This window comes from Pseudacidovorax sp. 1753 (assembly GCF_040544975.1).
Classification (GTDB): Bacteria; Pseudomonadota; Gammaproteobacteria; order Burkholderiales; family Burkholderiaceae_C; genus Xenophilus.
In genome coordinates, this window is sequence record NZ_JBEPKY010000002.1 from 142,865 (window position 1) to 163,524 (window position 20,660).

Consider the following 20,660-nt stretch of genomic DNA (forward strand, 5'->3'; position numbering starts at 1 on the left):
CCTCAGAGCCCCAGCGCCTGCCGCAGTTCGGCTGAACCCAGGCGCGGCGGCGGCGCGGGCCAGCCGCCATCCATCAACGCGACCATGCGCGCGTTGCGCGGCGCATCCAGGCCGTGGCCGCGGGCCAATCGGACCACGGCGCCGCACAGCGCATCGACCTCGGTGCGACGGCCCAGCGCCACGTCGTCGGCCATGCTGGAGCGCGCCTTGGCATCGACCTTGAGCATGGGCGCCGCCACGCGGCGGAAGAGCCAGTCCGGCAGGCGCAGCAGCCCGGGCAACCGGCCGGGCTGCACCGCGGTCATCTGTGCGGGTTCGATGCCCGCGGCACGCAGCACCGCCAACGCTTCGTCGATCAGCGCGGCGAAGCAGCGGCGGTAGCCGCGGTCCAGCAGTTCGTCACGCAGCGGCATGCCCGACAGCGCGTTGACGGGGTTGTTGAGGTTGAGCAGCAGCTTGCCCCACTGCACGCCGGCCATGTCGGCATGCAGGTCCAGCGGCAGGCCGGCGGCCTCGAACACCGGCAGCCAGGGCCGCAGCGCCGCATCGTCCTGTGCTGCCAGCCTGCCGGGCGTGCCGCGGTGGTAGGCACCAGGCGCGAGCTCAGCGATGTTGTAGGGCACCATGCCCGGCAGGGCGCGCAGCGCAGGCGCGGCCGCCTGCACCACGCGGTCGTTGCCGATGCCGTTCTGAAGCGAGAGCACGGGCGTGCCGGCCGGCAGGCTCGCGGCCAGTTCGGCCGCCGCCTGTGCCGTGGCGCCGCCCTTGACCGTGAGCAGCACCAGGGCCGGCCGCGAACCGGCCGGGACGGCCTGCGCCAGGCCCAACTGGGGCGCGCCAACGGTGCGGCGCGCGCCATCGCGGTCGGTCAGCGTGAGCCCCTTGGCCGCCAGCGCCTCCACCACGCGCGACCGCCCCACGAAGGTCACCGGCACGCCTGCCGCAGCCAGGCAGCCACCGACGTAGCAGCCGACGGCGCCCGCCCCCATGACCAGCACCTCGCCCGGTACGGACGGCTCGGAAGCGACCGGCACGTTCATCTGTATGGAACGAGCAATGCGGCGGCTGATCAGACCCGCTCGGCCACCCAGCCCTGCACCGAGCCCAGGGCCTTCGGCACGGCCGCGGCATCGGTGCCGCCGGCCATGGCCATGTCCGGCTTGCCGCCGCCCTTGCCGCCCACCTGCTGGGCGACGAAGTTGACCAGCTCGCCGGCCTTGGCCTTGGCCGTGAGGTCGGCCGTGACGCCCGCGGCGATCTGCACCTTGGCACCGTCGACTGCGGCCAGCACCACGATGGCGCTCTTGAGCTTGTTCTTGAGCTGGTCCATGGTGTCGCGCAGCGTCTTGGCATCGGCGCCGTCGAGCTTGGCCGCCAGCACCTTCACGCCCTTGACGTCGATGGCCGAGCCGGCCAGTTCGTCGCCCTGGCTGGAGGCCAGCTTGCCCTTGAGCGCGCCGATCTCCTTCTCGAGCGCACGCACCTGGTCGAGCACCTGTGCCAGGCGCGGCTGCACCTCGGTGGCGGGTGTCTTGAGCGTGGCGGCCACGCTCTGCACGGTGCCTTCCAGGCCCTGCAGGTAGGCCAGCGCGTTCAGGCCGGTGACGGCCTCGACGCGGCGCACGCCGGCGGCCACGCCCGATTCGCTGACGATCTTGAACAGGCCGATGTCGCCGGTGCGCTGCACGTGCGTGCCGCCGCACAGCTCGCGGCTGCTGCCGATGTCCAGCACGCGGACGGTCTCGCCGTACTTCTCGCCGAACAGCATCATGGCGCCGGTCTTCTGGGCTTCTTCCAGCGGCAGCACGCGGGCCTGGGTGGCGGCATTGGCCAGCACCTCGGCGTTGACGCGCTGCTCGATCTCGGCGATCTGCACCGCGGTCACGGGCGCGTTGTGGGCGAAGTCGAAGCGGGTCTTGTCGGCGTCGACCAGCGAGCCCTTCTGCTGCACATGCGTGCCCAGCACCTCGCGCAGGGCCTTGTGCATCAGGTGGGTGACGCTGTGGTTGCGGGCCGTCGAAGCACGGCGCTCGCCGTCGACGGCGGCCGTGACGGCATCGCCCACCTTGAGCGTGCCTTGCGTCTGCATGCCGTGGTGGCCGAAGACGTCGGCCTTGATCTTCTGCGTGTCCTGCACGCCGAAGACCACGCCCTCGGCCGTGATCAGGCCCTGGTCGCCGACCTGGCCGCCGCTTTCGGCATAGAAGGGCGTGGTGTCGAGCACCACGATGCCGGCCTGGCCCTGGGCCAGCTGCTGCACGGCAGCGCCTTCGTGGTAGAGCGCGACCACCTTGGCGGCCTCCTGCAGGTGCTCGTAGCCGGTGAAGACGTTGCCAGCGCCGCCGTACTCGACCGCGCGCTCCATCTTGAACTTGCCGGCGGCGCGGCCGGCGGCCTTCTGGCGCTCCATGGCGGCATCGAAGCCGGCCTCGTCGACCGTGACGTCGCGCTCACGGCAGACGTCCTGCGTCAGGTCGAGCGGGAAGCCGTAGGTGTCGTGCAGCTTGAAGGCGACCTCGCCCGGCAGGGTCTTCTGGCCGCCGGCCAGGGCCGTGTCCAGGATGTCCATGCCGTTGGCCAGCGTCTCGTAGAAGCGCTCTTCTTCGGCCTTGAGCGTGTCGGTGATGTGCTGGGCCTGAGCCTGCAGGCGCGGATAGGCGGCGCCCATCAGCGCAACCAGGTCGGCCACCAGCTTGTGGAAGAAGGGCTTCTTCTGGCCCAGCTTGTAGCCGTGCCGGATCGCGCGGCGGATGATGCGGCGCTGCACGTAGCCGCGGCCTTCGTTGCTGGGCACCACGCCGTCGCTCACCAGGAAGGAGGTGGCGCGGATGTGGTCGGCGATGACCTTGAGCGAAGGATTGGCCAGGTCGGTGCAGCCGGTCTCGCGCGCGGCGGCCTTGATCAGCGCGTCGAAGATATCGATCTCGTAATTGCTGTGCACGTGCTGCAGGATGGCCGCCAGGCGCTCCAGGCCCATGCCGGTGTCCACGCAGGGCGCGGGCAGCTTGACCACGCTGCCGTCTTCCTTCATGTCGAACTGCATGAACACGTGGTTCCAGATCTCGATGAAACGGTCGCCGTCTTCCTCGGGGCTGCCCGGGGGGCCGCCGGGGATGTGCGCGCCGTGGTCGTAGAAGATCTCCGAGCAGGGACCGCAGGGGCCGGTGTCGGCCATCATCCAGAAGTTGTCGGACTTGTACTTGCCGCCCTTGTTGTCGCCGATGCGGATCACGCGCTCGGGCGGCAGGCCGATCTCCTTGGTCCAGATGTCGTAGGCCTCGTCGTCGTCGATGTAGACGGTGGCCAGCAGCTTCTCGGCGGGCAGCTTGAAGACCTGCGTCAGCAGCTCCCAGCCCCACTTGAGCGACTCGCGCTTGAAGTAGTCGCCGAAGCTCCAGTTGCCCAGCATCTCGAAGAAGGTGTGGTGGCGGGCGGTGTAGCCCACGTTCTCGAGGTCGTTGTGCTTGCCGCCGGCACGCAGGCAGGCCTGCACCGACGCGGCGCGCACGTAGGGCCGCTTGTCCTCGCCCAGGAACACGTCCTTGAACTGCACCATGCCCGAGTTGGTGAACATCAGCGTCGGGTCGTTGCCCGGCACCAGCGGGCTGGACGCGACCACGGTGTGGCCCTTGGATTCGAAGAAGTCGAGGAAGGTCTTGCGGATGTCCGCAACCGTGAAGGTGGGCTGGCTCATGTGGTGTGGTCGCTCTGTACCGCGGTGCGCCGCGGCTTGGGGGCGCCTGATGCAGGCCCCGATGGCCGGCCCAAGTGCCTGATTTCGCAGAACATTCGATTATAGGTTTGGGGGGGTGGCCGACCCGCCCCGCAAGGGATAGCGCGCCAGCACCTCGTGGTGTACCGGATGCGGTGGCAGCCAGGAGCGCACGAGCAGGAATTCGTCCACCGCCCAGTCGATGACATCGCCCTGGGGCGCGGCGGCCTCCCAGGCGCGGCGCGCCAGCGTGACGTGGGGTGTCCAGGGCGGCGGCGGGGGTGCCCAGGGGCGCAGCACCTGCGCGATGCGGGCATGCAGATCCACCAAGGCGGGATTCGCCTCGGCCAGCAGCACGGCGACGCCGTTGTGCGTCCAGACGCGGGCCCCACCGAGATGCAGGTGCAGGTGCGAGCCGTCCACGCCGGCCAGCGCCTGCCGGATGCCCGGGATCGCCGTATCCGGCTGCGGACCGAGCACCGCCATCGTCAGGTGCAGCCGGTCCGCCTTCGGCCGCTTGGCTGGCTTGGGCCAGCACCACCGCGCCCGGTGGCCGTCCAGCGCCTTCTGGACCGCCGGGCCGGGCATGAGGAAGACGTAGAGGACGGGCGGACGGAGGTCGGTCATTGGACGAATGTGGGCCTTGCCCGCGGAACGGATCTCCCGGCGAAAGCCGGTCGGAGGCTCAGGGCGCCGGCGGTCATCATGCGGTCAGCTGAATGGCATGCGAATTGGGGCATCATCCAGCACGGCTCGGACGGTTCGTGACGATTTCCTACTGAATGGAAACAGTAAAAGCCCTAGTGTGTCGGCTTGCCGGCACGGCATCCGCCGAAGCCCGCAAGGAGAACCCATGCTGGATGTGCACACCAAACCGCACTGGACCCTGGATGACCTCGACTTCTCGCGCATCGACATCGACAAGGCGCGTGGCGACGACACCCTCTTCTACCTGGCCTGCTCCGCCTCCTTCATCGAGAGCGGCTCCGACCTCTACACCCGCAACCTGATCGACTATTTCGAGGGCGACGACGAAGTGGCCGGCTGGCTGCGCAGCCAGTGGGAGCCCGAAGAGCTGCAGCACGGCAGTGCGCTGCGCGCCTATGTCGAGCACGTGTGGCCGGACTTCGACTGGCAGCCTGCCTACGACGCCTTTCTGGCCGAATACGCCACCTACTGCAAAGTGGAGCTGCTGGCCCCCACGCGCGGCCTGGAGATGTCGGCCCGCTGCGTTGTCGAGACCGGCACCGCCACCTACTACAAGGCACTGGCGCGCTTCACGCGCGAGCCGGTCTTCCACGACCTGGCCACGCGCATCGCGGCGGACGAAGTCAACCACTACAAGCACTTCTACCGCTACTACCGGCGCTACCGGGCGCAGGAACGGCTGGGCCGCATGCGCGTGTTCGGCACCGTGGCCCGCCGCACGCTGGAGCTCAAGAGCGAGGATGCCGACTGCGCCATCCGCCACATCGCACCCGCCCGCGCGCCGGCCCAGGGCCATGATCCGCAGTACCTGCGCAAGGTCAGCCAGGACCTGAACCGCGTGATCCGCACGAATCTCGAAGTCGGACCCACCCTCAAGATGCTGATGCGTCCGCTGGAGCTGCCACCCCGCGTGCAGGCGGCCATGCAGGTGCCGGTGGCCCAGTTCATGCAGAAGGTCTTCCTGCGCTGACCCTGCGCCCGGGCCGCGGGGCGGCGCCCCATAATCGCCGCCCCATGAAAGTCGCCGACATCGGTCCCTTCTTCGCCACGCTCCAGGCCGCCAACCCGGCGCCCGCCACCGAGCTGGAATACACCACCCCCTTCGAGCTGCTGGCCGCCGTGCTGCTGTCGGCCCAGGCCACCGACGTCGGCGTCAACAAGGCCACGCGCAAGCTCTATCCCGTGGCCAACACGCCGCAGGCCATCCTGGACCTGGGCCTCGAAGGCCTGGAGGGCTACATCAAGACCATCGGCCTGTACCGCAGCAAGGCCCGCCACCTGATGGAGACCTGCCGCATGCTGGTCGAGCAGCACGGCGGCGAGGTGCCGCGCAGCCGCGAGGCGCTGGAGGCCCTGCCCGGCGTGGGCCGCAAGACGGCCAACGTGGTGCTCAACGTGGCCTTCGGCGAACCCACCATCGCGGTGGACACGCACATCTTCCGCGTCAGCAACCGCACCGGCCTGGCGCCGGGCAAGACGCCGCTGGCGGTGGAACTCAAGCTGGGCAAGCGCGTGCCGGTCGAATACCGCCTGCATGCCCACCACTGGCTGATCCTGCACGGCCGCTACGTCTGCGTGGCGCGCAAGCCGCGCTGCTGGGAATGCGCTGTGGCGGCCTACTGCGACTTCAAGCCGAAGACGCCGGCACCCGCCACGAAGTAGCCCGGGCGCCTTTCTCAACCAGCTGATCCACACAGCCACGTCCACCCGCCCTTTCACCCGACGACCGCCGCCATGACCCGCCACATCGTCCTCATCCACGGTGCCTGGCAAGGCGCCTGGGCCTTCGACGCCTGGCTGCCGCTGCTGCGCGAACGCGGCTGGCAGCCGCATGCAGTGGACCTGCCGGGCAACGGCTGGCCGCCGCTGGGCGATGCGCCCGCCAGCCTCGACACCTACGCCGCCCATGTGGCGGGCGTGATCGACGCCCTGGGCGAGCCGGCCGTGGTGCTGGGCCACAGCGGTGGCGGCATCACCGCCTCGCAGGTGGCCGAGGTGCTGCCCCAGCGCGTGGCCGCCCTGGTCTACCTGGCCGGGATGATGTTGCCTTCCGGCATGGGCTTCGGGGAACTGGTGCGGCAGGTGCAGGCCGAACAGCCCGGCCGCGACTTCTCGGGCATCGGGCCTTGGCTGCGATGGAACGCCGACCGCAGCGCCAGCCGCGTGGCCGCCGAAGGCGCGCTGCGCTGCTTCGTCCACGACTGCGAGCCCGCTGCCGCCGCACAGGCCGCGGCGCTGCTGCGTCCGCAGCCCGAAAGCGGACGCGCCATGCTCAACCGGCTGAGCGCCGACCGCTTCGGCCGCGTGCCGCGCTTCTATGTGGAATGCCTGGACGACCAGTCCGTCTATCACCCGCTGCAGGCGCGCATGCAGCAGCTCAGCCCCGGTGCCCGCCGCCTCACCCTGCCCTGCGGCCATGTGCCGCAGCTGGCCGCCCCGCAGGCCCTGACCGACCTGCTGATCCCCGAACTCGAAGCCCTGCTGCCATGACCGACACCACGCCGACGACCTATCCGCCTCAGGGCCTCGCGCCCACGCACGAACAGATCCTGCGCCACCTGCGCCGCTCCAACGACGTCGCGCGCCGCGCCATGGCGCTGGGCCACCATCCCTTCGGCGCGATCCTGGTCGGCCCGGACCAGGAGACGGTGCTGCTGGAGCAATGCAACATCGACACGGTCAACCATGCCGAGTCGACGCTGGCGCGCGTGGCGGCCACCAACTTCACGCCGGAGTTCCTGTGGAGCTGCACGCTCTACACCGCCGTGGAACCCTGCTGCATGTGCGCCGGTACCGCCTATTGGGCCAACATCGGCCGCCTGGTGTTCGGCATGACCGAGCACCAGCTGCTCGAGGCCACGGGCGACCATGCCGAGAACCCGACGATGAGCGTGCCTTCGCGCTATGTCTTCGACCATTGCCAGAAGCCGGTCGAGCTGATCGGGCCGGTGCCGGAGATCGCGGAGGAGACGGTGGCGATGCAGAAGGCGTTCTGGGCGAAGCGCTGACTGAAAGGCTCAAGGCGCTGCCAACGGCGAGCAGCGGCCGAACTCCACCGGCGTGGACGGCCAGTCCGCGGCAATGGCGATGCGCCGCCGGCCCTGGCTCAGCAGCTCCACAGCGCGGATCACGCCGGCATGGGTGATCCAGAGTTCTGGCCGGCGCGCCTGATGCCATTCTTCCCAGGCGCCGCCGATGCGGTCCAGGAAGCGGTGCACGCTCTCGCCATGCAGCCCGGGTGGCGTCTCGCCGAAGTCCCCGGTCCACGTCTCCATGGCCTCACGGCCGATGTCCGACCACAGACGGCCCTCCCAGGCGCCGAAGTCCATCTCGGCCAGGCGTGGTTCGGTGCTCGGCATCAGGTCCGGACGCAGCGCATGGAGCGCAAGCGCCAGGTCCTGGCAGCGACGGGCGGGCGAGCAGCGCAGTGCCATACCCTGCGGCAGCAGCCGCGCTGCCTGCGCCGCGGCCTCCTGCGTGGCCACCGGGTCGGCCTCGACCTCGGTGATGCCGTAGCACAGCCCCGGCGCCACCAGCACGCGCGCATGCCGCATCAGCCACAGCGCGGGCAGCGCGCCCTCCGCACGGTTCACCACGGCCGCCATGCCAGCGCCAGGTAGATCGCCAGCTCGCACAGCTGCTGCGTGGCGCCCAGGCCGTCGCCCGTGAAGCCGCCGAGCCGGCGCCGCAGCAGGCGGAACATCCACGCCGCCGCGGCTGCGCCCAACAGCAGCGCTGCAAGCCCGTTCAGCAGGCCCTGGGCGGCCAGCAGCAACAGGGCGGCAGGCACGGACCAGGCCAGGCCCACCGCCAGCGCCCCGGCCGGCAAGGCATCGGCCAGCGGCTTGGACTTGGAGGTCGCGCTGTCGCCCACATGCGGCAGGCCCCGGATGAGGACGAGGGGCGCCAGCCGCGACAGCACGTGTGCGGCGAGCAACGACGCCACCGCCGCCGCCGCGCCCTGCTCCGCCAGCGTGGCGAGCAGCGCCGTCTTGAGGCCCAGTGCCAGCACCAGCGCCAGCGCGCCGAAGCTGCCGATGCGCGAGTCCTTCATGATCTCCAGCGCGCGCTCGCGCTGCGCCGAACCACCGAGCCCATCGGCCGTGTCGGCCAGGCCGTCCTCGTGGAAGCCGCCGGTCGCCCAGACCGTCACGGCCGTGGCCAGCACGGCGGCAGCCAGGGCGCCCATGGGTCCGCGCAGGCCGGCCAGACCCAGCGCAAACACCATGGCCGCGATCAATCCGACCACCCAGCCGATGCCTGGAAAGTGCGCGGCGCTGGCCCGCAGCATCTGCGGGCTGTAGCCCACCCAGGCCGCCAGCCGGCCCGTGACCGGGATGCGGGTAAAGAATTGCAGCGCGAGCAGGAAGTGCCGCACGCCGTTCATCGCGACCTCATTCCGACTGGCGCGACACGCCGGCCGACTCGAAGCTGGCCATCTCACCCAGGATGCGGCAGGCCGATTCGAGCAGCGGCCAGGCCAGCGCGGCGCCGGAGCCCTCGCCCAGGCGCAGGCCCAGGTCCAGCAAGGGCTGCAGCCCCAGTGCCTGCAGCAGGCGCGCATGTCCCGGCTCGGCCGAGCCATGGGCGGCGACACAGCGCTGCACCACCTGCGGCCGCAGGCCCTGCGCCACGAGCACGGCGGCACTGGCGATGAAGCCATCGACCACGATCACCCGCCGCTCCTCGGCCGCCTGGAGCACGGCACCCACCAGCGTGGCGATCTCGAAGCCGCCGAAGGCGCACAGCGCGGCCAGCGGCCCCTGCGCATCCGCATGCCGCGCCAGCACCTGGCGCAGCACGGTGCGCTTGCGGGCCAGGCCGGCGGCATCGAGGCCGGTGCCGGGACCGGTGCAGGCATCGATGTCCGCGCCCTTCAGGCGAGACAGCAGCAGTGCCGCGGCCGAACTGTTGCCGATGCCCATCTCGCCCAGCAGCAGCGCATTGCCGGGCAGCCCGCGCACCACCTCGCGGCCGTTGGCGATGGCCTGCGCGCATTGCTGCGGCGTCATGGCAGGGCCCTGCGACGCATCGGCCGTGCCGGCGCCGATCCGCCGCGACAGCAGGCCCGGCGCAGCGTCGAAAGGCTGACGCACGCCGCAATCCACCACGGTGAGGGCCAGCCCGTGCTGTCGGGCCAGCACGCTGACGGCCGCACCGCCCGCCAGGAAGTTGTGGACCATCTGCCAGGTCACGTCGGCCGGATAGGCCGACACGCCCTGCTGCGCCAGGCCATGGTCCGCAGCGCAGACCAGCACCTGGGGCTGTGTCAGTGTGGGCGTGGCGCTGCCGAGGATCAGGCCCAGGCGCAATGCCAGGACCTCCAGCCGGCCCAGGGCGCCCAGGGGCTTGGTCTTGTTGTCGATGGCAGCCTGCAGGCGCTCGGCCAGTGCGGCGTCGTGCAGGTCGGCAACGGGGGGCAGGTCGAGGTCCTGCAGCAAGGAGTCTGGTGAGAAGGTCATTTCAGTTTCAAGGGCGACGGCCCGGGGGCACCAGCCGCCGCAGGCGCCTCTGTCAGTGTCCGTCAGGGGCGCTGAGCGCCGCCAAGTCCCGCCGCCGGGTCACGGGTCGATCAGCCCGGCCAGCACGCCGGGCGCGAAGTGTCGGTCGATGTAGTCGGCCAGGCCGTCGAAGGTGGCATCGAGCGTGGGCACCTGCGCGCCGAACAGCGCGCGCACCACGCCCGCATCCTCGAACAGGCCGTGCAGGTAGAGGCCCAGCACGTTGCCCGCGGTGTTCTGCCAGCCCAGGCCATCGGGCAGCACCGGCCGACCCTGGGACGCCAGTTGCGGATGCACGCCGGTCTGGCCGTGGTGGATCTCGTAGCCCGCCAGCGGCACCTGGGCAAGCGCGGACCAGGGGCCGGTCACGGCCTCGAAACAGGTGCGGCGAAGGCGCACGGTCTTCTCCCGTGTGAACACGGTCACCAGCGGCAGCAGCCCCAGGCCGGGCGCGTTTCCGTCGATGCCATGCGGATCGACCAGCGCCTCGCCCAGCATCTGCAGGCCGCCGCAGATGCCCAGCACCCGCCCGCCCGCCGCGGCGTGCGCGGCGATGGCGCGGTCCAGGCCCTGGGCCCGCAGCCAGGCCAGGTCGCTGGCGGTGGCCTTGGAGCCCGGCAGCACGATCCAGTCGACGCCTGCCAGCGCCTGCGGCGTGCGTGCCCAGACGAGCCGCAGGCCGGGCACCTTCTTGAGCGGCTGGAATTCGTCGAGGTTGCTGATGCGGGGATAGGCGACCACCGCCACCGTGATGCCGCCCGCCACGCGATCACCGCTGGGCCGGTCGTCGAACACGCCGTCTTCCTCCGGCAGACCGTGCTGCCACCACATGGGCAGCGTGGCCACGGTGGGCACGCCGGTCAGGCCCTGCAACTGCTCGGGGCCGGGTGCCAGCAGCGACGCATCGCCGCGGAAGCGATTGAGCACGAAGCCGGTCAGACGGGTACGGTCGGCCTCCGGCATCAGCGCCCAGGTGCCGTAGAGATGCGCGAAGGCACCGCCGCGGTCGATGTCGGTCACCAGCAGGCAGCGCGCATCGGCATGGCGGGCCATGCGCAGGTTGACGATGTCGCTGGCCATCAGGTTGATCTCGGCCGGCGAGCCGGCGCCTTCGAGCACCACCACGTCATGGTTGGCCGCCAGGCTGTCGAAGGCCTCGGCGATGCGCGGCCACACGGCGGCGCTGCGTTCGCGCCAGGGCGTGCGGGTCAGCACCTCGTGCACCTCGCCCATCAGGATCACCTGGCTGGCGGTGTCGCGCTCGGGCTTGAGCAGCAGCGGGTTCATGCGCACGTCGGGCACGGCACGCGCGGCCAGGGCCTGGAAGTACTGGGCGCTGCCGATCTCGCCGCCGTGGTCCGCGTCGGTGCGGGCGGGCACCACGCGGGCGTTGTTGCTCATGTTCTGCGCCTTGAAGGGCGCCACCCGCAAGCCCTGCCGCGCATACCAGCGGCACAGCGCGGTGGCCAGCCAGCTCTTGCCGGCACCGCTGGTGGTGCCGAGGACCATGACGCAGCGCGCGCCCATCAGCGGCCTGGGCGCCATGCGCTGGAACGGATCGGCAAATGGAGGCAGCAGGCGCAGGGCATCGAAAAATCATAGCCGCCGCGGCATGGGCGATCCGGCCGGCGGGGCAGTCGGCCTGTTCTGCTGCCGTGCCCTTCGATCTGTTCCGGCTCTTGCGGGGTCCGGCGTGGCATGCTCCGATGCATGACCGAGCTGACCCTCCCCAACTACGACGATGTGGCTGCCGCAGCCGCACGGATCGACGGCCACGCCCACCGCACCCCCGTGATGCGCTCGCGCACCGCGGACGCCGAACTCGGCGCCCAGGTCTTCTTCAAGTGCGAGAACCTGCAGCGCATGGGCGCCTTCAAGTTCCGGGGTGCCTTCAACGCGCTGTCGAAGCTGGACGCCGCACAGCGCCGCGCCGGCGTCGCGGCCTTCTCTTCGGGCAACCACGCGCAGGCCGTGGCGCTGGCCGCGCGCGAGCTGGGCATGCCGGCCGCCATCCTGATGCCCGAGGATGCGCCGGCCGCCAAGATCGCCGCCACCCGCGGCTACGGCGGCGAGGTCATCACCTACGACCGCTACACGCAGGACCGCGAGCAGTTGGCCCGCGGCCTGGCCGAGCAACGCGGCATGACGCTGATTCCGCCCTACGACCACCCGGACGTGCTCACCGGCCAGGGCACGGCCGTCAAGGAGCTGATCGAGGACACGGGCCCGCTCGACGCGCTCTTCGTCTGCCTGGGCGGCGGCGGGCTGCTGTCGGGCTCGGCGCTGGCGGCGCGGGCGCTGTCACCCCAATGCAAGGTGTACGGCGTGGAGCCCGAGGCCGGCAACGATGGCCAGCAGTCGCTGCGCGCCGGCCGCATCGTGCACATCGAAACGCCCCGCACCATCGCCGACGGCGCGCAGACGCAGCACCTGGGTGCCTACACCTTCGCCATCATCCGCCGCGACGTCGACGACATCCTCACCGCCACCGATGCGCAGCTGGTCGAGGCCATGCGCTTCTTCTTCACGCGCATGAAGCTGGTGGTCGAGCCCACCGGCTGCCTGGGCTTCGCGGCAGCACGGGCCATGAAGGACTCGCTGCGCGGCCAGCGCGTCGGCGTGATCCTGAGCGGCGGCAATGTGGACATGGCGCGCTTCTGCGCGCTGATGGCGGAACCGGCCCAGCCCCGCTGAGCCGCACGGTGGGCAGCAGGGACTTCCGTTTTTCACGGCCTTTGCGTCACCCCCGCCGTATGAACTGGCCCTGGGACAAAGATCGAAGGGCCGCGGAGCAGGCCACGCCCGAGCACCCCAGGAACTGGCTCTGCCAGGCCTGCGGGTGCGCCCCCCTCCAAGCCGAAGGCGCCAGAGAGGGGGGAGCCGCGAAGCGGCATGGGGGGTGCCTACTTCGGTGCATCCAGCTTGTCATGGCGGATCGCATCGTCTTCCATCAGCTCGAACCACATCGCGTTGAGCACGGCGAAGGCCGCCGCGAGCGGCAGGCCGAGGAGCCAGGAGAAATACCACATGGTGTTGTTCCTTCGTGTTTGTAGATAAGCAGTGCAGGCACGCTCAGTAGGCGTGGCCGCGCTCCTCGCGGATCGCATCGGGATCGACCTTGCCGCGCATGACCGAGAACACCCAGCTGGTATAGGCCAGGATGATCGGCATGAAGACCAGCGTGCAGACGAGCATGATGAAGAGGGTGAGGTGGCTGGACGAGGCGTCCCACACGGTCAGGCTGGCCCGCGGGTCCAGCGACGAGGGCAGCAGGAAGGGAAACATCGACACGCCCACGCTGACGATCACGCCCGCAATGGCGAGGCCGCTGGCCAGCAGCGCCGACAATTCGCGCCGAGCCATGAAGCACAGGGCCGCAAGCAGCGCGCCCGCCACGCCCAGGGCCGGCACCAGCCACAGCGCCGGATGCGCCGCGTAGTTGGCGAACCAGGCGCCCTGCCCCACCGCCACCGTCTTGAGCAGCGGTGCCGAAGGGCCAACCGGGTTGATGGGGCTCGTGATCTCGTAGCCGCCCACGAAGCGCGCCAGCAGCAGGCCGGCCACCCCATACAACACAGCCGTCAGCGGCGCGGCCACGATGCCGATGCGGCGTGCCCGCTCGGCCACGGCGCCGCCCGTCTTCAGCTGCAGCCAGGCCGCGCCGTGCATGGCCAGCATGGCCACCGACAGCACACCGGCCAGCAGCGCATAGGGGTTGAGCAGGCCGAGGAAGCTGCCCTCGTAGAAGATGCGCATGTCGTCGCTGAAGCGGAAGGGCACACCCTGCAGCACATTGCCCAGCGCCACGCCGAAGATCAGCGCTGGCACGAAGCCACCGACGAAGAGCGCCCAGTCCCAGCGCGAGCGCCAGGCCGGGTCTTCCTTCTTGCTGCGGAACTTGAAGCCCACGGGCCGAAGGATCAGCGCCACCAGCGTGGCGAACATCGCCAGGTAGAAGCCCGAGAAGGAGACGGCATAGATGTGCGGCCAGGCGGCGAAGATGGCGCCGCCGCCCAGGATCAGCCAGACCTGGTTGCCTTCCCACACCGGGCCGATGCTGTTGATGACCACGCGGCGCTCGGTGTCGTCGCGGCCGACGAAGGGCAGCAGCATGGCGCTGCCCAGGTCGAAGCCGTCGGTGAGCGCGAAGCCCACCAGCAGCACGCCCAGCAAGGCCCACCAGATGAGGCGCAGGACGTCGTAGGAAATGAGTTCGTGAAGGATCATGATGCGGCTCCTGCGGTGATCAGCGCACCAGCGCGAGTTCGGGGGCGGCCTCGGCGCGCAGCGCGGCGGGCGGCGGCACGGGATGTTCCTGCGGTCCCTTGCGGATGGCCTTGAGCATCAGCTTCATCTCGATGACCAGCAGCACGCTGTAGATGGCGACGAAGCCCAGCAGCGTGGCCAGCACGGTGCCGGCGCCCAGGTTGGAGACGGCCACGCCGGTGGGCAGCACGCCTTCGATGATCCAGGGCTGGCGGCCGAACTCGGCCACGAACCAGCCGCATTCGGCGGCGATCCACGGCAGCGGGATCGCCCACAGCGCCACCTTCAGCAGCCACGGGTGCGCCTCCAGCCGGCGCCGTGCCGACAGCCAGAAGAAGGCGGCCGTGAGCACGATGAAGAACAGGCCCAGCGCGACCATGATGCGGAAGGTCCAGTACAGCGGCGCGACCTGCGGCACGGTGTCCCAGGCGGCCTTGGCGATCTGCTCGGGCGTGGCCTGGCGCGGATCGTCCACATAGCGCTTGAGCAGCAGCGCATAGCCCAGCTGCCGGCCGTTCGCCTCGAAGGCCGCCTTGGCTTCGGGCGGCACGGTGCCGCTGGCGCCGGCGGCGCGGATCTTCTGCAGCGCGTCGTAGGCCACCACGCCCTCGCGGATGTTGACCTCGGCGCGCTTGACCAGGTCGTCGATGCCGGGGATTTCGGTGTCGAGCGAGCGCGTGCCGATCAGGCCCATAACCCAGGGAATGTGCACGGCGAAGTGCGTCTCGCGCGCCGCCTGGTCGGGGAAGCCGAAGGCGGTGAACGCGGCGGGCGCGGGCTCGGTCTTCCACATGGCCTCGATGGCGGCCAGCTTCATCTTCTGGTGCTCGGTGGAGAGGTAGCCGCTCTCGTCGCCCAGCACCACCACCGACAAGGAGGCGGCCAGACCGAAGGAGGCCGCGACGGTCATCGAGCGCTTGGCCAGGTGCACATGCCGGCCCTTCAGCAGGTACCAGGCCGAGATGCCCAGCACGAAGAGCGCCGCCACCACGTAGCCGGCCGAGACCGTGTGCACGAACTTGGCCTGCGCCACCGGGTTGGTCAGCACGGCGAAGAAGTCGGTCACCTCCATGCGCATGGTCTGCGGGTTGAACTGCGCGCCCACCGGGTTCTGCATCCAGCCGTTGGCGATCAGGATCCACAGCGCCGACAGGTTGGAGCCCAGCGCCACGCACCAGGTCACGATCAGGTGCTTGAGCTTGGACAGTCGCTCCCAGCCGAAGAAGAACAGCCCAACGAAGGTGGCTTCGAGGAAGAAGGCCATCAGCCCCTCGATGGCCAGCGGCGCGCCGAACACGTCGCCCACATAGTGGCTGTAGTAGCTCCAGTTCATGCCGAACTGGAACTCCATGACGATGCCGGTGGCCACGCCCATGGCGAAGTTGATGCCGAAGAGCAGGCCCCAGAACTTGGTCATGTCGCGCCAGAGGGTGCGGCCGGTCATGACGTAGACGGTCTCCATGATCGCGATCAGGATCGCGAGCCCGATGGTCAGGGGAACGAAGAGAAAGTGGTAGAGGGCCGTGACTGCGAACTGCAATCGTGAGAGGCCGACGATGTCGAGGTCCATGGTGAGACTCCTTCTGAAATGCTTGGCGTCGGAATGCGGGGAATGGCGATGGCCTCAGTCGTCGCGCAATGCGGCGAGGGCGGCGTCGAAGGCGGGTGTGCCGCGCCGCAGGTCGGCGCGCAACGCGCCGGCCTCGATGCAGAGCAGGCGGTCGGCGAGCCGCGCCTCGCGACGCAGATGGGTGGCGATGAGCAGCGTGCGGCCCTGCGCGCGCGCGTCCAGGCGGCGCAGAACCTCGCGGGCGGTGACGGCGTCGAGCGCCTCGGTCGGCTCGTCGAGCAGCCACAGCGGCGCGTCCTGCAGCAGCAGGCGGGCCAGCGACAGGCGGCGCATCTGCCCGCCCGACAGGCCCAGCCCGCCTTCGCCCAGGGAAGTGTCCAGGCCTTCGCGCAGGCGGGCGACATCCGCCTGCAGGCCGGCATCGGCGAGCGCCGCGCTCAACTGGGCGTCGGTGGCGTGGGGTGCGGCAAGCGTGAGGTTGTCGCGCAGGCTGTCGCGGAAGAGCTCGGGCCGCTGGGTCATCCAGGTGGCGCGCGGTGCCTGGACCTGGCCGGCGACCGGCGCGCGTTCACCCGCCACCAGCGCGAGCAGCGTGGACTTACCGGCGCCACTGGGCCCGATGACTGCCACGCGCTCGCCGGACTGGATGTGCAGCGACGACAGTTGCAGGACGGGGCGTGCCCCGCCGTCTCGGCGCACCACGATCCCTTCGAGATGGATGCCGCCGTCGGCCGCGGCGCCAGGGCGGGCCTGCGGCGCATCGCCCGACGGTGCGGACTCGGCCGCCGCCACGGCCGGCGCCAGCCGCCGGGCCGCCAGCCAGGTGCGGCCCGACTCCAGCGCGCCGCGGCGCAGCGCCGCCATCGGCTCGCCTGCGGCCAGCGCCATGAGCATCAGCAGCGCCGCGGCCGGCGCGCCGATGCGGCCCTGCTCCACCAGCCAGGCGGCCGCCAGCAGCACGCCCACCAGCGTGGCCGTGTGCATCAGTCCGTGCGCGAAGCTGGCCCGCGCTTCCAGCCCGGCCATGCGCAGGTCGGTGGCGGCCAGGCGCGTGTCGGCCTCGGCCAGCGCTTCGCACTGGGCCGTCAGCCTACCGGCCATGGCCAGTTCGGTCTGCCCCGCCACGAGGTCGACGGCACGGGCGCGCAGGCGCTCCAGCGCCAGTGCCCGGCGCACCGCCACGGGGCGGGCCCGGCGCGCGACCACCCATGCACTACCCCAACCTGCCACCAGCAGCCAGGCGGCCAGGGCCAGGCCCAGCCGCAAGTCGTGCAAGCCGGCCACGACACCGGCCATCGCCGCCGCTGCCAGGCTGACGGCCAGCGGCACGGCCATGCGCAGGTAGAGGGCGTCGAGCGCATCGATGTCGGCCGTCAGACGCTGCAGCAGCCGCGCGGGACGCAGCAGCAGGCGTTGGGCCGCCTCGGGTTGCGCCCAACCGCGCAGCAGACGCTCGCGCAGGCCGGCCAGCACGCCGAGCGTGGCGTCGTGCGTGACGAGCCGCTCGGCATAGCGCGCGCCGGTGCGGCCCAGGGCCAGCAGCCGGATGCCCGCCGAGGGCATGAAGACGTCGAACACCAGCGCCGTCGTCAGTTGCAAGCCAGCCAGCGCCGTCGCCGTGATGAACCAGCCCGACAGGCCCAGCAGGCCGATGCCGGCGAGGCTGGTGAGCACGGCAAGCCCGGCGCCCAGCCACAGCGCCCCGCGCCGCTGGCCGATGAAATGGCGACGCAGAACCTGGAGATCGTGGGTGGCAGAACGGGTCATGGCGTGGGCTCCTGATGGATCGCGGCTTCAGGCCGCTTCGCGCAGCGGCGCCGCGTCGAGGCGGAGCACACGGTCCATGCGCGCAGCGAGGCGCGGATCGTGGGTAGCCAGCACCAGCGTCCGGCCGCGACTCAGGGTGAGCAGCGCGTCGATGACGCGGTCGGCCGTCTCGGCATCGAGGTGGGCGGTGGGCTCGTCCGCCAGCAGCAGGCCGGCTTCGTCGTTCACGGCCAGCCGGGCCAGGGCGAGGCGGACGGCCTCGCCACCCGACAGGCCCACACCGGCCTCGCCAAGGCTCTGGCTGGGACGGCCGGCGGCCACGTCGGCGAGGCCTGCGAAATCGATGGCGCGGGCGACGGCCTGCGCGTCCGCGACCGGCCGACCCAGGTCCACGTTGGCGTCGAGGGAGCCGGCGAACACATGGGCACGCTGCCCCATCCAGCCCATCCGGCGGCGCAGGCCCGGCGCATGGGCTTCGTCCATGGGAACGCCGCCGATGAAAACCTGCCCCGCCTGCGGCGCCACCAGCCCGGCCAGCAGCGACAGCAAGGTCGTCTTGCCCCCGCCGCTGGGCGCGAGGATGGCCAGGCGTTCACCGGGGCGGACGTCGAGGTCGAACGCGTCGAGCACCGGCCGCTCGCCCGCCGGGGCAAAGCGCAGCCCCCGCACGCGCACGCCCAGCGCGCCACCGGCAGGCGCCGGCTCTGCCGGCAGGGCAGCGTCAGACTGCCCGGGAAGCCTCGGCCCCGCGCCATCGAGTGACGCCAGCGCCTTGCGCGCGGCCTCGCCGGCCGCACGGTCATGCCACACGGCCGACAGCTCGCGCAGCGGCTCGAAGAAGGCGGGCGCCAGCAGCAGGATGAACAGGCCCTGCCCCAGGCTGAGCGTGCGGCCCCAGCTGCCGAACTGCAGATGCCCCAGCAGATGGAAGCCCACATAGACAGCCACCATGGCCACGCCCAGCGCGGCGAACAGCTCCAGCACCGCCGACGACAGGAAGGCGATGCGCAGCACGGCCATCGTGCGGCGGTGCAGATCCTGTGCCGAGGCCCTCAGCCGCAGCGCCGTGTGATCGACCGCGCCCAGCGCGCGCAGGGTGGAGAGGCCCCGCAGCCGGTCGAGCAGGAAGGCGTTCATGTCGCCCTGTCGCGCCAGTTGCGCTTCCGACGCGGCCTGTGCACGGCGGCCGACCAGCGCCATGAACAGTGGGATCAGCGGCGCGGCCACCACCAGGATGGCCGCGGCCACCCAGGACAGGGCACCCACCGCCAGCGCGATGGCGAGGGGCACCACCATGAGCCTCAGCCGCACGGGCTGGAAACGCGCCAACCAGGGCACGATGGCCTCGGCCTGCTCCGCCAGCACGCTGGCCGCCAGGCCGGAGGCCGGCCGGTCGCGGTCGACCGGCGATCCGCCAGCGAGCGCCGCCGTTGCCGCGCGCCTGAGGGCACCGAGCGCCTGCCGCGCATCTTCGAGGGCGCGGCGCACACCCCATGCATCGAACGCCGCGCGCAGCAGCCCGACCGCCGCCACGCCACCCGCCAGCGCAAGCACGCCATGCAGGCCGCCGCCGTCGGCAAGCCTCTGGACCGCCCAGGCCAGCAGTGCCGCCTGCGGCAGCCACAGCAGGGCGGCCATCGCCTGCGCCGCGGCCGCCATCGACATCGGGCTCGGCAGCCGGTCGGGATCAACGGACGTGGATTCAGTCATGGCGAAGCGGTAAATGTTGAAATTTCAGTAATTACCGAAATTTCAATCATGATAAGTCGCCATGGGTCCGTTGACCCACCTCAAGCGGCAAAAGGTTTACTGCGACTGTAGGAATTGACTGGCGTCCAGGCGCACGACGCCAGCAGCCCCGGGGCTTGTGGTCGTGGCCTGGGCAATGGCGGCCGGCCGGCCCCGCCCTTCGGGCCGCGACGGCTCAGCCCACCTCGGCTTCGCGGGGAAAGCGTTCCATCATCTGCCGCCCCAATGGCGTGATGGCAGACACCGTGGCCGCCGGCTGGTGATGGCCGGACAAGGTCCGCACGGGACGGGGGATCACCGCCTGCACATGGCCGGCGAGCGCCAGCATGCGGATGGCGTCGATGTCGCCGCCCTCGGTGAAGGAAACAGGAAGCTGCGCGCTGGCCAAGCGGTGGAGAAGGGACAGAGGCATGGGCGAAATGTTGGGCCCGGCCGGGACCGGCGTCGCGCAACAAATTCACACAAAGTCAATTTTGCTTTATCAGAGCAGCGCCCGCAGTTCGCGCGCAGCCTCCGCGAGCAAGGGCAGCATGCTTCGTTCCAGCGCCTCGGGCGGCTGCAGCCCGCCCGACAGGACGAGGTTCAAGGCGGCCACGGTCCGGCCTTGCATGTCCCGCAGCGGCACCGCCAGGGCCTGCACGCCCAGTTCGTGTTCCTCGCTTGCCAGCGCATGGTCGTCCTTGCGGATCTGCGCCAGCCGCCGGCGCAGCTCTGCAGGCCGGGTCAAGGTGTGCGGCGTGAGCCGCGCGAGGCTGCGCCCCTTGAGCCAGGCCGAAAGCGCCGCCGGCGCCATGGCCGCCAGCAGCAGTTGCCCCGTCGACGTGGCATGCGCCGGCAGCCGGGCGCCCAGGTGCAGGCCGTAGGCCAGCACGCGCGAAGGCGCGCCATAGCTGCCGCTGCGGGCGACGATCACCACCTCCTCGCCATCGAGCACGACGGCGGAGAAGGACTCCCCCGTCTGTGCCGACAGCCGGTTGAGCGTGGGCTGCAGCGCCCGCGGCAGGCGCGACGAGGCCAGGTAGCTGCCGGAAAAACGCAGGACCCGCGGCGCCATCCAGAAATAGCTGCCGTCGGTCTCCAGGTAGCCCAGGTGCGCCAGCGTGAGCAGGTGCCGCCGCGCCGCCGCCCGGGTGAGCCCGGCACGCTGGGCGGCCAGCGTGGCGTTCAGGCGCTGACGCTCGGTGTCGAAGCTTTCGAGCACCGCCAGGCCCTTGGCCAGGCCCTCGATGAAGTCCGCCTTGGCGATGGTCATGGATCGGCTCCTTGGATCAGTGATGTTGCGCGATCATCGCGCAACCCAACGAATCATCGCGCGGCAGGACCTGACGGGCCGCCGGATCGGGACGGCTTTTTTCTACGCTTCGGCCCATCCCTTTGTTGCCCCTGG

Annotated in this window: 19 protein-coding genes; 5 read left to right on the plus strand and 14 right to left on the minus strand. The window is 70.9% G+C overall.

Translation table 11 applies throughout. The annotated features are described in order from the left end of the window. Positions 1 to 2 precede the first annotated feature (2 nt). From ABIC63_RS03055 to ABIC63_RS03065, 3 genes are all read right to left on the minus strand, one after another. Positions 3 to 989: a 2-dehydropantoate 2-reductase gene (locus tag ABIC63_RS03055; protein WP_294369879.1), complete on the minus strand. Its 987-nt coding sequence runs from the start codon at positions 987 to 989 to the stop codon at positions 3 to 5. Between the two features lie 80 nt (positions 990 to 1,069). Continuing rightward, positions 1,070 to 3,694, minus strand: a complete 2,625-nt coding sequence (gene alaS / locus ABIC63_RS03060) for an alanine--tRNA ligase (protein WP_294369439.1) — start codon at positions 3,692 to 3,694, stop codon at positions 1,070 to 1,072. Positions 3,695 to 3,793: 99 nt separating this feature from the next. Next, positions 3,794 to 4,339 (minus strand): 2'-5' RNA ligase family protein, encoded by a 546-nt coding sequence (locus ABIC63_RS03065; protein WP_354318647.1) that lies wholly within the window; start codon positions 4,337 to 4,339, stop codon positions 3,794 to 3,796. A gap of 226 nt (positions 4,340 to 4,565) precedes the next feature. On the opposite strand from ABIC63_RS03065, the gene ABIC63_RS03070 reads away from it, so the two are divergent. The 4 genes from ABIC63_RS03070 to ABIC63_RS03085 all read left to right on the plus strand — a co-directional run bounded on the left by ABIC63_RS03070 (position 4,566) and on the right by ABIC63_RS03085 (position 7,428). After that, positions 4,566 to 5,390 carry a ferritin-like domain-containing protein gene (locus tag ABIC63_RS03070; RefSeq protein WP_294369447.1) on the plus strand — a complete coding sequence of 275 codons (825 nt, stop codon included), beginning with the start codon at positions 4,566 to 4,568 and terminating at the stop codon, positions 5,388 to 5,390. 44 nt (positions 5,391 to 5,434) lie between these two features. Beyond that, a complete protein-coding gene (gene nth, locus ABIC63_RS03075; RefSeq protein ID WP_294369450.1) occupies positions 5,435 to 6,082 on the plus strand; it encodes an endonuclease III in 648 nt (215 codons plus the stop codon). Positions 6,083 to 6,154: 72 nt separating this feature from the next. Then, complete coding sequence (locus ABIC63_RS03080; RefSeq protein ID WP_354318648.1) at positions 6,155 to 6,910, plus strand: alpha/beta fold hydrolase; 756 nt, start codon at positions 6,155 to 6,157, stop codon at positions 6,908 to 6,910. Next, positions 6,907 to 7,428 carry a nucleoside deaminase gene (locus tag ABIC63_RS03085; RefSeq protein WP_354318649.1) on the plus strand — a complete coding sequence of 174 codons (522 nt, stop codon included), beginning with the start codon at positions 6,907 to 6,909 and terminating at the stop codon, positions 7,426 to 7,428. Before ABIC63_RS03080 ends, ABIC63_RS03085 begins: the two co-directional genes overlap by 4 nt. Positions 7,429 to 7,437: 9 nt before the next feature. Here ABIC63_RS03085 and ABIC63_RS03090 read toward each other — a convergent pair whose 3' ends face one another. The 4 genes from ABIC63_RS03090 to ABIC63_RS03105 all read right to left on the minus strand — a co-directional run bounded on the left by ABIC63_RS03090 (position 7,438) and on the right by ABIC63_RS03105 (position 11,448). Beyond that, on the minus strand, positions 7,438 to 8,025 hold the full coding sequence (locus ABIC63_RS03090; protein WP_354318650.1) for a histidine phosphatase family protein: 588 nt from the start codon (positions 8,023 to 8,025) through the stop codon (positions 7,438 to 7,440). Then, positions 8,010 to 8,807 (minus strand): adenosylcobinamide-GDP ribazoletransferase, encoded by a 798-nt coding sequence (cobS, locus tag ABIC63_RS03095; protein ID WP_354318651.1) that lies wholly within the window; start codon positions 8,805 to 8,807, stop codon positions 8,010 to 8,012. The genes ABIC63_RS03090 and cobS overlap by 16 nt, the downstream gene beginning before the upstream one ends. Positions 8,808 to 8,814: 7 nt before the next feature. Continuing rightward, positions 8,815 to 9,882, minus strand: coding sequence for a nicotinate-nucleotide--dimethylbenzimidazole phosphoribosyltransferase (gene cobT, locus ABIC63_RS03100; RefSeq protein ID WP_354318652.1), 1,068 nt, complete (start codon positions 9,880 to 9,882; stop codon positions 8,815 to 8,817). 99 nt (positions 9,883 to 9,981) lie between these two features. Continuing rightward, positions 9,982 to 11,448, minus strand: a complete 1,467-nt coding sequence (locus tag ABIC63_RS03105) for a cobyric acid synthase (protein ID WP_354318835.1) — start codon at positions 11,446 to 11,448, stop codon at positions 9,982 to 9,984. A gap of 183 nt (positions 11,449 to 11,631) precedes the next feature. On the opposite strand from ABIC63_RS03105, the gene ABIC63_RS03110 reads away from it, so the two are divergent. Next, complete coding sequence (locus ABIC63_RS03110; protein ID WP_354318653.1) at positions 11,632 to 12,615, plus strand: threo-3-hydroxy-L-aspartate ammonia-lyase; 984 nt, start codon at positions 11,632 to 11,634, stop codon at positions 12,613 to 12,615. 209 nt (positions 12,616 to 12,824) lie between these two features. On the opposite strand, the gene cydX is transcribed toward ABIC63_RS03110, so the two are convergent. The 7 genes from cydX to ABIC63_RS03145 all read right to left on the minus strand — a co-directional run bounded on the left by cydX (position 12,825) and on the right by ABIC63_RS03145 (position 20,525). Beyond that, on the minus strand, positions 12,825 to 12,950 hold the full coding sequence (gene cydX / locus ABIC63_RS03115; protein WP_017761995.1) for a cytochrome bd-I oxidase subunit CydX: 126 nt from the start codon (positions 12,948 to 12,950) through the stop codon (positions 12,825 to 12,827). 43 nt (positions 12,951 to 12,993) lie between these two features. Further along, a complete protein-coding gene (gene cydB, locus ABIC63_RS03120; protein ID WP_294369465.1) occupies positions 12,994 to 14,148 on the minus strand; it encodes a cytochrome d ubiquinol oxidase subunit II in 1,155 nt (384 codons plus the stop codon). 19 nt (positions 14,149 to 14,167) lie between these two features. Then, positions 14,168 to 15,757 carry a cytochrome ubiquinol oxidase subunit I gene (locus ABIC63_RS03125; RefSeq protein ID WP_354318654.1) on the minus strand — a complete coding sequence of 530 codons (1,590 nt, stop codon included), beginning with the start codon at positions 15,755 to 15,757 and terminating at the stop codon, positions 14,168 to 14,170. A 54-nt stretch (positions 15,758 to 15,811) separates the two neighbouring features. After that, positions 15,812 to 17,524: a thiol reductant ABC exporter subunit CydC gene (cydC, locus tag ABIC63_RS03130; RefSeq protein WP_354318655.1), complete on the minus strand. Its 1,713-nt coding sequence runs from the start codon at positions 17,522 to 17,524 to the stop codon at positions 15,812 to 15,814. A gap of 27 nt (positions 17,525 to 17,551) precedes the next feature. Then, a complete protein-coding gene (gene cydD / locus ABIC63_RS03135) occupies positions 17,552 to 19,234 on the minus strand; it encodes a thiol reductant ABC exporter subunit CydD (RefSeq protein ID WP_502935839.1) in 1,683 nt (560 codons plus the stop codon). Between the two features lie 214 nt (positions 19,235 to 19,448). Next, complete coding sequence (locus tag ABIC63_RS03140) at positions 19,449 to 19,685, minus strand: hypothetical protein (protein ID WP_234192278.1); 237 nt, start codon at positions 19,683 to 19,685, stop codon at positions 19,449 to 19,451. A gap of 69 nt (positions 19,686 to 19,754) precedes the next feature. After that, positions 19,755 to 20,525 (minus strand): IclR family transcriptional regulator domain-containing protein, encoded by a 771-nt coding sequence (locus ABIC63_RS03145; protein WP_017758064.1) that lies wholly within the window; start codon positions 20,523 to 20,525, stop codon positions 19,755 to 19,757. Positions 20,526 to 20,660 lie beyond the last annotated feature (135 nt).